At 69.0% G+C, this 11905-nt stretch carries 16 protein-coding genes; all 16 read right to left on the bottom strand.

What is annotated here, in order from left to right; all coding sequences use genetic code 11:
- The coding region (locus IEY91_RS41175) for a DUF2637 domain-containing protein (protein ID WP_189177875.1) at window positions 1-227 on the bottom strand (227 nt) is incomplete at its 3' end.
- Between the two features lie 108 nt (window positions 228-335).
- The gene (locus IEY91_RS41170; RefSeq protein WP_189177874.1) at window positions 336-2594 is read right to left on the bottom strand and encodes a P-loop NTPase family protein; all 2259 of its coding nucleotides are present in this window, start codon (window positions 2592-2594) and stop codon (window positions 336-338) included.
- A gap of 449 nt (window positions 2595-3043) precedes the next feature.
- Entirely contained in the window at window positions 3044-4102 is a 1059-nt protein-coding gene (locus IEY91_RS41165; RefSeq protein ID WP_189177873.1) for a ParB/RepB/Spo0J family partition protein, read from the bottom strand.
- Window positions 4102-4833 carry a nucleotide-binding protein gene (locus tag IEY91_RS41160; RefSeq protein WP_189177872.1) on the bottom strand — a complete coding sequence of 244 codons (732 nt, stop codon included), beginning with the start codon at window positions 4831-4833 and terminating at the stop codon, window positions 4102-4104. The genes IEY91_RS41165 and IEY91_RS41160 overlap by 1 nt, the downstream gene beginning before the upstream one ends.
- Window positions 4834-5359: 526 nt before the next feature.
- A complete protein-coding gene (locus IEY91_RS41155) occupies window positions 5360-5794 on the bottom strand; it encodes a hypothetical protein (protein WP_189177871.1) in 435 nt (144 codons plus the stop codon).
- A gap of 272 nt (window positions 5795-6066) precedes the next feature.
- The gene (locus tag IEY91_RS41150; protein ID WP_189177870.1) at window positions 6067-6663 is read right to left on the bottom strand and encodes a hypothetical protein; all 597 of its coding nucleotides are present in this window, start codon (window positions 6661-6663) and stop codon (window positions 6067-6069) included.
- A gap of 192 nt (window positions 6664-6855) precedes the next feature.
- On the bottom strand, window positions 6856-7323 hold the full coding sequence (locus IEY91_RS41145; RefSeq protein ID WP_189177869.1) for a hypothetical protein: 468 nt from the start codon (window positions 7321-7323) through the stop codon (window positions 6856-6858).
- Complete coding sequence (locus IEY91_RS41140) at window positions 7316-7747, bottom strand: helix-turn-helix domain-containing protein (protein WP_189177868.1); 432 nt, start codon at window positions 7745-7747, stop codon at window positions 7316-7318. Before IEY91_RS41140 ends, IEY91_RS41145 begins: the two co-directional genes overlap by 8 nt.
- 28 nt (window positions 7748-7775) lie before the next feature.
- Window positions 7776-7961, bottom strand: a complete 186-nt coding sequence (locus tag IEY91_RS41135) for a hypothetical protein (RefSeq protein ID WP_189177867.1) — start codon at window positions 7959-7961, stop codon at window positions 7776-7778.
- A gap of 55 nt (window positions 7962-8016) precedes the next feature.
- Window positions 8017-9333, bottom strand: a complete 1317-nt coding sequence (locus IEY91_RS41130; RefSeq protein ID WP_189177866.1) for a hypothetical protein — start codon at window positions 9331-9333, stop codon at window positions 8017-8019.
- A 27-nt stretch (window positions 9334-9360) separates the two neighbouring features.
- On the bottom strand, window positions 9361-9837 hold the full coding sequence (locus IEY91_RS41125) for a hypothetical protein (RefSeq protein WP_189177865.1): 477 nt from the start codon (window positions 9835-9837) through the stop codon (window positions 9361-9363).
- The gene (locus IEY91_RS41120) at window positions 9837-10286 is read right to left on the bottom strand and encodes a hypothetical protein (RefSeq protein ID WP_189177864.1); all 450 of its coding nucleotides are present in this window, start codon (window positions 10284-10286) and stop codon (window positions 9837-9839) included. The genes IEY91_RS41125 and IEY91_RS41120 overlap by 1 nt, the downstream gene beginning before the upstream one ends.
- A gap of 13 nt (window positions 10287-10299) precedes the next feature.
- The gene (locus IEY91_RS41115) at window positions 10300-11154 is read right to left on the bottom strand and encodes a hypothetical protein (protein WP_189177863.1); all 855 of its coding nucleotides are present in this window, start codon (window positions 11152-11154) and stop codon (window positions 10300-10302) included.
- Window positions 11151-11360, bottom strand: a complete 210-nt coding sequence (locus IEY91_RS41110; protein WP_189177862.1) for a hypothetical protein — start codon at window positions 11358-11360, stop codon at window positions 11151-11153. Before IEY91_RS41110 ends, IEY91_RS41115 begins: the two co-directional genes overlap by 4 nt.
- A 96-nt stretch (window positions 11361-11456) precedes the next feature.
- Window positions 11457-11702: a hypothetical protein gene (locus tag IEY91_RS41105; RefSeq protein WP_189177861.1), complete on the bottom strand. Its 246-nt coding sequence runs from the start codon at window positions 11700-11702 to the stop codon at window positions 11457-11459.
- A gap of 18 nt (window positions 11703-11720) precedes the next feature.
- Window positions 11721-11905 (bottom strand): hypothetical protein (locus IEY91_RS41100; RefSeq protein ID WP_189177860.1); only part of this gene is annotated, 185 nt, incomplete at its 5' end.

The raw sequence follows: 11905 nt of genomic DNA, 5'->3' as shown, positions 1-11905 counted from the left end.
AGCAGCAGATCGAGGGCGAGCAGCACACAGATGCCCGCGTCGATGCCTATGGGGAAGACGACCGAGAAGGTACCGAAGCCCTTCTTCTCCGCCAGTTCCCGCACGGCCGCGTACGACCCCGCGAAACCGATCCCGGCGATGACCAGAGCCCCGGCGACGACCACCCCGGTGAGGATGTGCTGCGACCGGGTGAGCGCCGTTGGTCCCGTCGCCTTCTCTGCGGTCACTGCCGCCCCTCCTACTTCACTGGTAAGCAGCGTTCACAATTTCACGCGGGCCCGGACCGTGGGAACGTCGCTGCGTCGCCGAGGTTCTCAGGCAGCGAGATTCGCTCTTCACATGCTCGGCATGCCGGTGCGATGGCGGACCGAGGTCACCAAGGTCCACCAGGCGAGTAGTTCCTTGGCTGTGTAGTAGGTGACGCCGTCGGCCACCACGCCTTCCGGGAGATCGACGCCGACCCGTCTCCCCCGTGCAAGCCGCTGACGGGCCGCACCGTAGGTGACCGGCAACAGCCCTGCTTCGCAGGCCTCTTTGAGGGAGAAGACCGGCAGCAGGCTCGCCTCGGCCTGGTCGGCTTGGTAAGTGCCGTGGTGAGCGGGCTGGTGAGTTGTGACATCGTCGGCGATCCTCCCCTCGGTTCCCTGTGACGCGGATGGCTCTGACCTGGGGGAAAGTGGCTGTGCGGCGGGGATAACCCGTCCCGTCACAAGCGTCACACCGCGCATGAACGCACCTGCTGGCAGGAACTCGGCGATCGCCAGCTCCTGTTCGGCTTCCTCGAGCGCGGCGTCGGTGATCCAGGGCGCCATCTGCCCCTGCGCATGCCAGTCAGGGGCCGGCGTGCACCGGCGCAGGTGGTCGCGGGCGAACGGGGTGATGTAGGCGTACTGAATCTCTTCGATGTCCTGGGAGCCGGTCACGCCGATGACGCCGCGTCCCTTGATGTCGTGCCGGTAGTCGACGCGGGGTGCGTCCAGCCCGTACGTCACGCCCCACTTGGGGTTGGAGGCGGGGCCGACGATGCCCTTGGTTCCGACGAGGTCGCGGGTCTCGGTGTCTCCGAAGAGTTCGCGGGTGAAGGTGTGCGCGCCGATCACGACCTTGTGATGGGCGGAGCGTCCCTGCATGAGGATCATGTGGAACCAGGCTTCGAAGGGGGGCATGCCCTTGCCCTTCAGTCCGTACTTCCACCAGATCTTGGCGCTCTTCACGAAGGAGGCGAACTCGTCGATAACGAGGATCCGTTCGGGCAGTTGGTCGCCTGCCGGGGTGCCTTGCAGGGATTCGGCGGCTTTCATCGAGACGTAGAACTCCGCGAGTGCGGCAACGGCCTGGCGTCCGGTCTTGTGGACGCGGATGCCGCTCTCCCCCTCGATGTCCTTGAACGCGGCGGCTTTCATGGTGATGCAGTCGACCAGGGCGCCGTGCTGGCGGCCGTGGACGACGGGCATGAGCAGGCAGGTCGTTTTGCCGTCGCCGGTGCCGCCGGAGATGCCCCAGTGCGGTGTCTCGGTCTCGGTGTCGACGTAGCGCGGACCGCGGACGGTCTCGCCCACGTACACCCGGGCCGGGTCCGCCGAGGGAATCCACTCCACCCGGGTGGGCAGCTCCGGCACGGGCGGGGCCGGCGGCCGCGGCGTGAACGTCACGTACGGATCGCGCCCACGCTGAATGTAGGACGCCATCCACTCCCCCGGCAGCCGTGAATGAACGACATGGGACAGCGCGGCGCGTTCCTTCTCCGAACCGAGCCAGTACAGCGGCAGGCGGATCACCACGCGAGCGGTGTCGCCGGACAGGTCGTCGGACAGGCGCATCCAGTGCTTCTCGCCGCGCGCCTGGTCCTCGCTGGACAGGCGCAGCACCTGCACCAGGGCAGCCCACAGACCGGAGCTGTAGGTCTGGGCATCGGTACGGGCACGCCCCTTCCGGCCGACTACCGTGATGACGCCCGCGAGGAGCGCCACAACGGGGGGTGCCGCAAGGCTCAACAGGGGGCTTATCCATACTCCGGCGCCGGTGGTCACAGCACCGACTCGGATTGCCGAGCGGGCGGCGCCGGGCCAGCACTGCCAGGACGTCGCGGCCCGCTGCACCCATCCCGGGAGCTTGTCGGCGTACCGCGTGAGCAGCGTGGTCCTAGCCGGCGGTTCCTGCTCGAGGCCGTCGCCGTCCGCGGTCTTGGCGGCTGAGCCGTGCATGTCCATTGGAGCGTGCTCAAGGACCGCGCCGGACTTGAGGAAGGTGGCGTCGGTCTTCGGTTCACCCCACAGCGGCTGCCCGGAGATGAAGCGGCCGCCGCCGTCGAGCACTTTCCCGAACGCGGCCGTCATGCCCTCGCCGAGCATCTCGGCCGCCCCGTCCAGACCGGCGCGGTCCTTCTTTCCCTGCGCCGCCAGGCGACGCGATCCGACCCCGGCCAGAATGCCCAACAGCGCGATGCCGCAGACGCCCCAGAGCTGGAGTTCCGCCGCGCTGCCCGGCAGGATCGAGATGATCCAGTCGGTGATGCGGCTACCGAGTTCGTCAACGGCTGACCGGTCATCAGCAGGTGGCGACTCTGCGGCCAGGACCGTCATGGCGTGGGTCATGTGTGCACGACTCCCCTCTCGGTGCGCGAGCGCTGATCCATGGTCGCGACGCGCGATACACCGAGCCGGAGGTTCCACGTGCCATCCCGGGCCCTTCCGAACCCCTATCCCTTTTGTGTGGGAGCTGCGGACTGCAGGCAGATGACGGCATACGGGCCGGCTCGTACGGGCGCACAGCACCCGCACGCGGATGATGACCGGCCGCACTCACCACAGCGCTCACCACAAGGTGTCCGCTGGGGTCACAAGCGCATCTCTATCCGGTGGTAAGCGGGCGCAGGGCCTCGTACCGGGAGTCGCGGCGACAAGAACCGTGATCCGGTGACCGGCCTGCTCCACTGGGAGCTCACGCTCCATGTCGCAGGAGGCTCAAGGGCTGCCAGCCATGACAGCGGCCCCGCTCCCTCACCGTCAGGTAGGAGAACGGGGCCGTGTGCGTACGGCGTGCGTCAGCTTCGGTTGTTCAACAGCTTGATCAGCTGATCCAGCTTGTCCGCCGACATGCGCTCCTCGAGGATCCGCAGCACCGCCTCGGGCCGACCGAACGGCATCGCCGTGATACCCACGAGATCCGGCAATGGCTCCCGCGGCTGCGCCTCGTCAGCGGATGCCTCAGAGTGCTGTCCGCCGCCGGGGGCTTGAGGATCAGCACTTCCACCGGGAGAACCCGTCTCTGATCCCGCGTCGATGTTCAAAACGCTGTTCTGAACATCAGCTTGCTGATCCTTCGGCTCGCCCGTCTGGGGTGCCGATTCCAAAACGCCGTTTTGGTGGGCCGCTGCTCTCGGCTTCCGCTTGGGCTTGGGCTTCGCCGCATCCTGCTTGATCTTCGCGACCTCGGCACGCTGTTCATCGGCGGACTTGCTGCTCAGTCCTCGAACCTGCGACACCTTCACGCCACCGGTCTGGATCTCCTTCTGAACGTCCGGAACGAGGTCAAGGAGAGCCAGGCGGTGGGACACGTACATTTGCGACTTGCCGATGCGTTCGGCGACCTTCTCCTGCGAACCGTGGCGCTGCACCATCCGCTGGAGGAAAGCCGCTTCCTTGATCGGTTCGACTTTCTTGCGGTGGATGTTCTCGATGATGACGGCCTCATCGAGCTGCCCGCCCTCCTCGTCGCCACCGAGCCGATCCTGAACCCGGATGTCGATGCGGGTCCATCCGAGCTGCCGGGCGGCGGCCAGCCGCCGGTTGCCGGTCACCACGACCCAGTCGGCGTCGCCGAGCTGCTTGGCGTAGCCGGGCTTGCTCTGGTCGTACACCGCGCGGGACAGAACAGCGATCGGCTGCAACTGGCCGATCTCCTTCATCGCGGCCTTCAGCTCACGGAACTCCGGGTCGGCGTCCGTGTAGTCGGCCTCCACCCGCGGGTTCTCAGGGTTGCCCACGATCGTGTGCATGTACGCGGTGACCGGCGGCGCCGAGGGCTGGCCCGATGCCTCGCTGTCCGCGCCTTTCTTGGCTCCGTCGCCGATGAGGTCCGTGAAACTTGTGCGCTTACTCATCAGCGGCCCTTCTTGCCCGCGCCGATCTCAAGGGCAAGTTTGTAGAAGTCCTCACGAGCCTCCATCGCCACTCGGTTCTTCTTGTACCGGGTGACGACGAGGCCTTCGAGAGCAGCCCGTGTGTGGATCTTGTAGTGGCGGATCACCGTGTTGGCGAGGTTCCAGCCGTTGCCCTGGATGTAGGCCTGGGTGTCATCGCGGTCTGCCGTTCCGTCCCTGGGATCCCAGTTGTTCACCACCACCCAGTACGGCTTGCCGAGCGGCTTCACCACCTGCTCGATGGTCTCCTGGGTGGGGATGAAACAGAGCGGTTCGGGTTCCAAGGGGACGATGATGTCGTCGGCGACGGACAGGACCGCGCGCATGGCGTCGGCTGCAGCGCTGTCACCGAAGGGGTCACCGGCGTGGTCGATTTCTTCCTCAGGCAGGTCCATCCATCCCGGGGTGTCGATGAACGCGTGCCTGATCTTCTTGGACTTCTTCAGCTCGGGAAAGAAGTCCAGGTCCTTGCGGGACTTGGTCTGGATGAACGAGAAGGGAAGGTCGTCTCCGACGCGTTCAGACCACCAGGTCGCGGACCCTTGCGGGTCGCTGGAGACGGCGACCACGTAGTCGGGCTCGTCTTCGGGGGACTCGCCGAAGACTTCGGCGGTGGTCGCAGCGGTGTTGACGGTCAGCGTGGATTTGCCGACCCCGCCCTTGCGGTTTACGACCGCAGTGATGCGTGCCATGAGTTGTTACTCCGTTGATTCCGTATGCTTCCCGACCTCGCAGGGCCGGTACTGGCGGACCGGGACAGCATGCCACGAAGGGGGCAAGGTCGGAGCACGAGGACTCGGTGAGTCGCTGCATCGGGCGTTGCCAAGACATGGTTTGACTGCGCGTTCGTCGTGGTCCGGGCTCCGCAGTTCAAAACGCCGTTTTGAAGGCCCGCGCCGGGAGGCGATGCCTCACGCAGAGGTTCGGGATGTCCTGTCTACTCAATCGAGTCGTCCCCTCAGCGAACCTAGGCTCGCGACTTGGGCGTCGGATCGGCGCTCGTCGACGGCGGCTGCCACCACTTGCCCGCTCTCGCAGACCACTCTGGCGCCGAATCCGGAGCGAACCGTGAACAGCCGCCCCGCTTAGGATCGTTCCGAGCGAAGATTCGAACTGATCGAACATCTGCTGTGCCCGCGGCTGCGTTCCGCCGTACGGGGCGAGGCCAGTCAGTGGACCGCGGAGGCTACCTACGTCAGGGCCTCACCCTGTTCACGGCTACGTCTTGGCCAGCCTTCGGCTGACGCACTCAACGGTGTTCTCCCAGGCATCGAACGCGCAGCGGATGAACGGGCCCATCAGGTCCGGCGCGAGGATGCCGTGCAGGGCGAACATGATGTGCCATGCCTCTTGGCGCCCTTCAGCTTCCTCGAATGGCCCGACGCGGTTCCGCAGCTCACGCGAGAAGGAATCGATAAACGTGCGAGGGAACGGCCAGTTCGGCTCCGGGCGGTGACAGTCCCGGCTTGCACGAAGCGCGGCTTGCAGGAAGGCAGCAAAGTCGCCTTCCGTGAGGAGGCTGGCCATCGTGGCTGTGAGGGAGAACGCCGCCGTGTACCGGACGGGTTGCTCACGGTCCCTCCTCGGACCAAAACGCTCACGTGTCAGGTCGGCCAGTTCGTCCCGGTACTCCATCAGATTGCTTGCGTCCACGCGGACAGCAAAGCCAGGCCCGCCCAGCTGACACGCTCGACTCGCCGCAGGTGCCCTTAAAACGAGCAAAGGCCCGCACCCCCTGCACTCGCAGGGAGTACGAGCATTCGCCGAGCTCGATCGCGGGTCAGACAGCCAAGTGGGCGGTGCCCTCATCGCCTTCTCTGGTTCGGTGTCGACAGCCGCCCAGTTCGTCCCCGATCTGAGGGAGTACGAGCTTCACGATCTCGACAGAGGCGTGTACGCGCTCCAGCCGGGTACGGGGGCCGGGGTCACCGGCGGCCGGTCTTGCGGGTGGCGAGCCAGGTGGTGACGGCGGCGGCGCCGATGCCGATGGCGCGGTGGAGCGCCTGGTCCAGTTCCATGAGTGCAGTGCCGGGCCCGGCGATGTCCTGGACGGGCTCGGGCCACTCTTCGCCGGCCTTGCGGACGACGGTGGCGTGCGTGATGTAGCCGTGCTTGCCGCACTTCTTGGCCAGCCAGATCAGCGGGTCGCGGCGGTCGATCACGGCGTGCGTCGCGGCGTTGATGGCGGCTCCGGCGAACAGTGCCCCGGCCGGGACGCGGTAGCCGAGGGTGCGGGTGACGACGATGGCCGCGGCCATCTGCACGGCGCTGTAGGAGGCGACGTGTCGGGCGACGGCGCGGCGGCCGAACGCGGACGCGGTCATCGTCGAGGCGCTGTTCCCGGGGTTTTCGGTAGCGGGGGTGCCGTCGCGGTAGACGGGGTGGTCGCCGTGGACTCCCTTGTTGGAGGCGTCTGTGCTGTTCTGAACCCATTGGTCGCACAGCGGGTGAAGGCCGTCGAAGGCGGCGGCGAGGGTGCCGAGCAGGGCGAGGGACTCGATGGCGTGCGGACGGTCGGTCATGCTGAGGGTGCTCCTCATCTCGGGATTCGGGGTGCAGGTGTGTGCGGGGCGGCCGGCCTCATGCCGATGCTGCGGGCGCCCCGTGGTGCCTTCGCCCCCGGCCGGTCTACGGCTGGGGGCGGTGGTGCTCCAAGCGGCGACTCCTTGCAAGGCGGGCTGGGGCAGGATCCGGATGCTCAGCTCGCACAGGCGTCAGCCACCACCTAGACGCGGCAGTAGCTCGAAGCGCAGATATGCCAGGACGCCCATGGACCGGTGTGACGCGGCCGCGACAGTCCGGCTGATGGGCAGTCCCTGTTCCTGGGCCCGCACCGGCTCTTGGTAGGCAGCGCACATCGCGGCGACCGCGTTCAAAGCTCGCAGGACCTCGGTGTCCATCTCCGCATCGGCCGTGTCGACCACGGCGTCGATGACGTTGCCGACGTGGACGAGCAGCTGCATGCTCTCCAGAAGCGGAGACGCCGTCACGTCCCCATCAAGGCGCCGCTCTTCGATGCTGGCTTCGAGGGTGCGTCGCAGCTCGGCGCTGATGCGCTGCTCTTCCGCGGTGGGCGGGCCGGGCCGCTCCGCGAGAGCGGCCACGGTCTGCAGGACGGCGTCGAGGGCTTCCTCACGCCGCTGTTCCCACTCCTGCCCGGCCATCCCTTCCTGATTAAGCATCGGCGGTGGCGAGGGTGAGGAGCAGCACGTTCCCGGTGGTCGTGGTGTCGCGGCGCGCCAGGACCCGGCCGTCGGCCCGGAGGGCTTTGACGGCCCTGCGCACGGCGGGCAGGGGCATGCCGGTGGCGCGGTGGATGGCGGCTGCGCTCGTGGGTGCGTCGGCGGTTTCCAGGTAGGTGAGGACGTCCTGGAGGGTTTGGGCCGCCGGGCGCGGCGTTGTGGCGCGGGTGGCGGGGTCTACGCGAGCGGGGCAGGCGTCGGCCAGGGGGCAGTTGCGGCACACGGTGGCGGCGGCGTTGAGGAGCCTGTGGGGGACCGGGCCGGTGTGGTCGGCGAGGTGGTCGAAGGGGCGCCGATTGCGGACGCACGCGGCCTCTCCGGTGTCGGGGAGGTCTGGTGCGGCGCTCAGGGTCGGCAGAGACATGGCGGGGTCTCCCTTCACGGGTGCAAGTTCAGGAAGCGATGAGTTTCAGTAGCAGTGAGGCGAGTGTGAGGGCCGCGCAGATCACCAGCAGGACCCGTCCGGTGATCAGGCGGGCGGCGGGTTCGATCGCGTCGCCGGCGGCGGGGATGTGGCCGCCGTGGATTGTGTCGCGGTGGAGTTGCGCTGCTCTTTGGGCTGCTTCTCGTGTGGGCACGGAGGGTGATGTGGAGTCACATGCGAAGCAGCGATGGGCGAAGGGCACTGGCGCGTTATCCGTTCTGTCTCTGCTCGTCGGCCGGGTCGGTCCCGGTGTCCGTCGAGGGGCGGGTGATCAGGCGTGGCGGGGGCGGCTCGTTGGGGCCGGGCGAGGGTGCGGAGGTAGGTAGGTCGGTAGGTAGGGCGCTGTGACCTGGTGTTCCTACTCCTTCAGGGAGTGGGCCGGGATCTTGGGCGGGGAGCGGGCCGGGCCCCGTCTGGGGTGTGGGGGCGGGTGGGTGTGGGGCCGGGATGGTGTCCCCGGGTGTGGTGGTGAGGGCTCCAGGGGCGGGGGAGCGCACCACCCACACGCCGTCGGCCAGGCTGCTGACGGAGGGGGTGGGGGCGCTGAGAGTGCCGATGGGGTGGCCGAGCTCGGCTTCCCATTCGGCTCGGCGGACCCCGGTGCGGTTGCGCTTGACGGTCTTGTCCCGGTCGCGGACGAGGACGTTCACGCCGTCGCTGACGGGGATGCCGGCGGCCTCGCAGCGCGCCTTGACGTCGGCGACGCTCACGCTCTTCTCCCCCTCGTTCCGCAGGTGTTCGGCGATCGTCGCGAAGTGCACGCCGTTGCGGCTGCCAATGAGATGGGCGACGGTCCTCTGGAACCTCGCGCGCTGTTCGGCGGGGGACGGGAGCGGGTTTGAGGGCTGCTCCCCCGCGCCGCCGTCCTGATTCTCGTCGTGATCGTTTTCGCCGTCGTACCCGTGCTCCTGGTCCTCGTCAGCGACGGTCTGGGCGTCGTGCTCGTGCGCGTCGTACTGGCCGTCGCGCGTCTGCTCCTCCTTTGTGGCGCCGTCGTTGGTGTCCGGGCCGCTGCCGCATGGGATCACTGGCATCCTCTTGCGCGGGGCGTGGAAGGCGGCGGCGATGCACCACAGCAGGAGCAGCACTCCGGTGATGAGCCACACGTACCGCACCACGACGTTGACCACGACCGCTATCGCGAAAAGAGCCACGGCCACGCCCTGGAACGTGACGCGCCTGCGCCGTGTCGGCCGGCCGCTGCCGCGCCCGCGGGACTGCCCCTTGCCCCCCTTGGCGCCGCCCTTCGTGCCGGTCTTGCCGGTCTTCGTCGTCGAGCTCGGCGCCGCGGTCTTGCCGCGCAGGGCGAGCAGACGGCGGGTCAGGACGGGGGTGCCCTGGGCGCTCAGGCGCAGGAGCCAGAACGGGTTGAGGTAGGGCAGCACGGGCCGTACGTCGATGTAGGGGCGCAGGTCCGGCCAGGCCAGGGCGCGGCAGCGCTCGACGGCCGCCGTGCCCTGTTCCACCAGTTCCTCCGCTTCCTGCGGCTGCTCGTCCAGGTCCTCGTTCACGGGAGTGGTGGTCATGCCGGATTCGCCTCCGTTCGGTTTCGTCTACTGGCAGTCGGCCGGGAGCGGTGCCCCGGCGAGGTGATGGTGGATGAGGCCTAGCACGATGCGTGCCCTGTGGCGCACGGCCTCGCGGTTGCGCGTGGTCAGCAGCGGCTGTTCGGCCAGGGCCGCGGCAGCGCGGCGGGCCTTGGTCCACATCACCGTGCGGGGGATACGGACGCCGCGGGAGTCGGTGCACGGGCCGAGCAGAGCGTGGGCGTACGGGCAGCGGGTGAGGGTGTGCTGGGCGCGCAGGACATCGTCGGCGTAGTCGGGGGAGTGCAGTACCGGGTGGTGCTCCTGGCGCTCCTGGACCTCGTCGAGTTCACCGCACGCGACGACCAGGTCCAGCGCGGCGGCGATCAGGCTCTTGAGCATGCCGGGCTGTTCGAGGGCGGCCTCCACGGTGTTCCAGTGGGGTTCGATGAACTGGAAGCGGCGGGCAGCGGCACTGGTTTGGGCGACGCCAGCGGTGGTCATCAGTGGACTCCGAGTGCGTTGTTGAGGAAGCCCGAGGCGATGGCTTCGGGGACCGACCAGATACCGCCCGCGACGTGGAACGCGGTCGCGGCGACGATGCCGCAGACGCCGGAGAAGCCAGGGCTGAGCTTGAACCCGTAGACGAGGATGACCAGGCACAGCGGGGCGGCGGCCGGGCCGACGTCGCCCACCCATCCGCCCTGCAGCGACTGGGAGACGGACGCGGAGACCGAGCCGGGCGCGGTCCAGATCCCGGCCCCGGCCATCATGTAGAGCAGGCCTGCGACATAGCCGACGCCTGCGGCCGGGACGCGGGAGAACTCGATGCTCCCTTTGCCCTTGCATCCGGCGATGAGCAGAAGGGTGCAGGCCAGAGCGGCGCCGCCGCTGCCCAGGGCTCCCAGGACCTGGCCGGGCTGGATCTCGGTGGACGCAGCGAGAGTGATCACGGTTCAGGTCCTTTCAGGCGCCGGGGGCGAAGATCAGAACGCCAAGTACGCAGGAGGCGAGGGGGATACGGCACAGCCACGGCAGGGGACCCCACCAGTGGCGGGAGCGGCGGTCCAGGAAGTGGTCGACGACCACGCACAGGACCACGCCGACGATCACGGCCGCGAGCACGTTGTCCGTCTCCTGGTGGCACTCGTTGAGCAGCGAGCGGATGTTCTGGGGCCAGTGCGAGACGTATCCGACGACGGCCGCCGGGCCGTTGTAGATCAGGAAGCGGGCGGAGGGCGCGAGCGACCACCACCACTGGTGCAGGTCGCGGGTGTCGTAGGAGCGGGACCGGCGCGGGGAGCGGCGCCGCTTGTCGCGGGCTGCGCGCTTGTTGACGGCGCGTGCGTGCACGCGCTCGTTGTTCTCCTCGTCGCGCTGTGCGCCCTCCTCGTCGTCCTGGACGTCGTCGTCCTGGACGTCGTCGGCGGGGGTGGTGGGGCGGCGGGTGAGTCGCGCGCGGCGGCGGGCGCGTCGCGTGTCAGGCCGTGCCCTGGCCACCACCGGCTCGTCCCGGCCCGCGTTGCCGTCCCCGTCGGCATCGGCGTGCTCGGGCTGCTCGGCGTCGTGCAGCTGCTCGCCGTCGCCTCCGTCCGGGAGGTCGGCCGGTCGTTCCTCGCGGGCAGGTGGCCCGCTGGCGGGCTTGGAGCCCGTCCGGGGCAGCCGGGGGAGCCGTTTGACGGCCGCCGTGGCCCACCAGCGCTTCGAGGCCTTCTCGCCGCCGCCTGCGCCGCCTGCGTCGCCGTTGTCGTCCGGCGGCGCAGGCAGCGAGGGCTCCTCGGGCGGGAGCGGGACGTGGTGCGGGTCGGTGGTGGCGGTCACAGCCGCACTCCCATGCTGATCAGGCGCAGGCGCAGGCGCTGCTCGTCGTGGTCGATGACGTGACGGCGCAGCCTCAAGGGCCGTAGCCGGCGGGCCTGGGTGGGGCGGCTGGGGGGCAGGTAGGTGACGGTCTGCCCCAGGTCCACACCTCCGACCGGGGCGGGCGCCGGGGCGCGCGTTATCCCGTCTGTGATGTCTGCTGTCATGGAGGGGCCCCTTTCTGGGGGTTGGCGCGCAGGAGACCGGCCTGTTCCTTGGCCGGGGTGGTCCGGTCCCCTGCGCGGTCTGGGTGTTTTAGCTGGTCAGATGGCGTGCGGGTTCTCGCCCGCGCGCAGGGCGTCGGCGTACGCCGCGTAGTCGGCGGCACTCTCGCGGGCCCACTTCGCGGCAGCGGCGGCCTGGTCGCGCACGAGCGTGCACTGCTCCGGGTCGGCGGCGACTCGCTCGCCGTCGGCGGCGCCTTCCAGGGCGCGGGTCCTGGCCTGGTCGTAGTCGTCGGCGAGTTCGCGCATCTGCTGCGGCGTCAGGTCCGTCGGGGGCTGCGTCACCGGGGTCGTCCTTTCTCGTCAGGGGGTGGGGGCGGCGCGCCGGGCGCGGGCCGCGTTCAGCAGTGGTCCGGCCCACCTCTTGCGGATGCGGAACTGCTGGGCGACGGCGGCCGTGGTCGGTTCCCGCTCGCCGGTCGCGGCCGCTTTGTCCAGCAGCTCGACCAGGGCGGGCAGGTGGACGCGGTACCGCTCGGGAACCGCAG

Origin of the sequence: Streptomyces lasiicapitis (assembly GCF_014646335.1) — a bacterium.
In the GTDB taxonomy this organism is placed as follows: domain Bacteria; phylum Actinomycetota; class Actinomycetes; order Streptomycetales; family Streptomycetaceae; genus Streptomyces; species Streptomyces lasiicapitis.
This window is presented reverse-complemented; position numbering and strand designations above follow the sequence as displayed.

Coding starts and splice junctions, on each gene's coding strand:
- IEY91_RS41170 (WP_189177874.1), bottom strand. CDS start 2,594: ATGACCCACGCCATGACGGTCCTGGCCGCAGAGTCGCCACCTGCTGAT.
- IEY91_RS41145 (WP_189177869.1), bottom strand. CDS start 7,323: ATGCTTAATCAGGAAGGGATGGCCGGGCAGGAGTGGGAACAGCGGCGT.
- IEY91_RS41125 (WP_189177865.1), bottom strand. CDS start 9,837: ATGACCACCGCTGGCGTCGCCCAAACCAGTGCCGCTGCCCGCCGCTTC.
- IEY91_RS41165 (WP_189177873.1), bottom strand. CDS start 4,102: ATGAGTAAGCGCACAAGTTTCACGGACCTCATCGGCGACGGAGCCAAG.
- IEY91_RS41150 (WP_189177870.1), bottom strand. CDS start 6,663: ATGACCGACCGTCCGCACGCCATCGAGTCCCTCGCCCTGCTCGGCACC.
- IEY91_RS41110 (WP_189177862.1), bottom strand. CDS start 11,360: ATGACAGCAGACATCACAGACGGGATAACGCGCGCCCCGGCGCCCGCC.
- IEY91_RS41130 (WP_189177866.1), bottom strand. CDS start 9,333: ATGACCACCACTCCCGTGAACGAGGACCTGGACGAGCAGCCGCAGGAA.
- IEY91_RS41160 (WP_189177872.1), bottom strand. CDS start 4,833: ATGGCACGCATCACTGCGGTCGTAAACCGCAAGGGCGGGGTCGGCAAA.
- IEY91_RS41140 (WP_189177868.1), bottom strand. CDS start 7,747: ATGTCTCTGCCGACCCTGAGCGCCGCACCAGACCTCCCCGACACCGGA.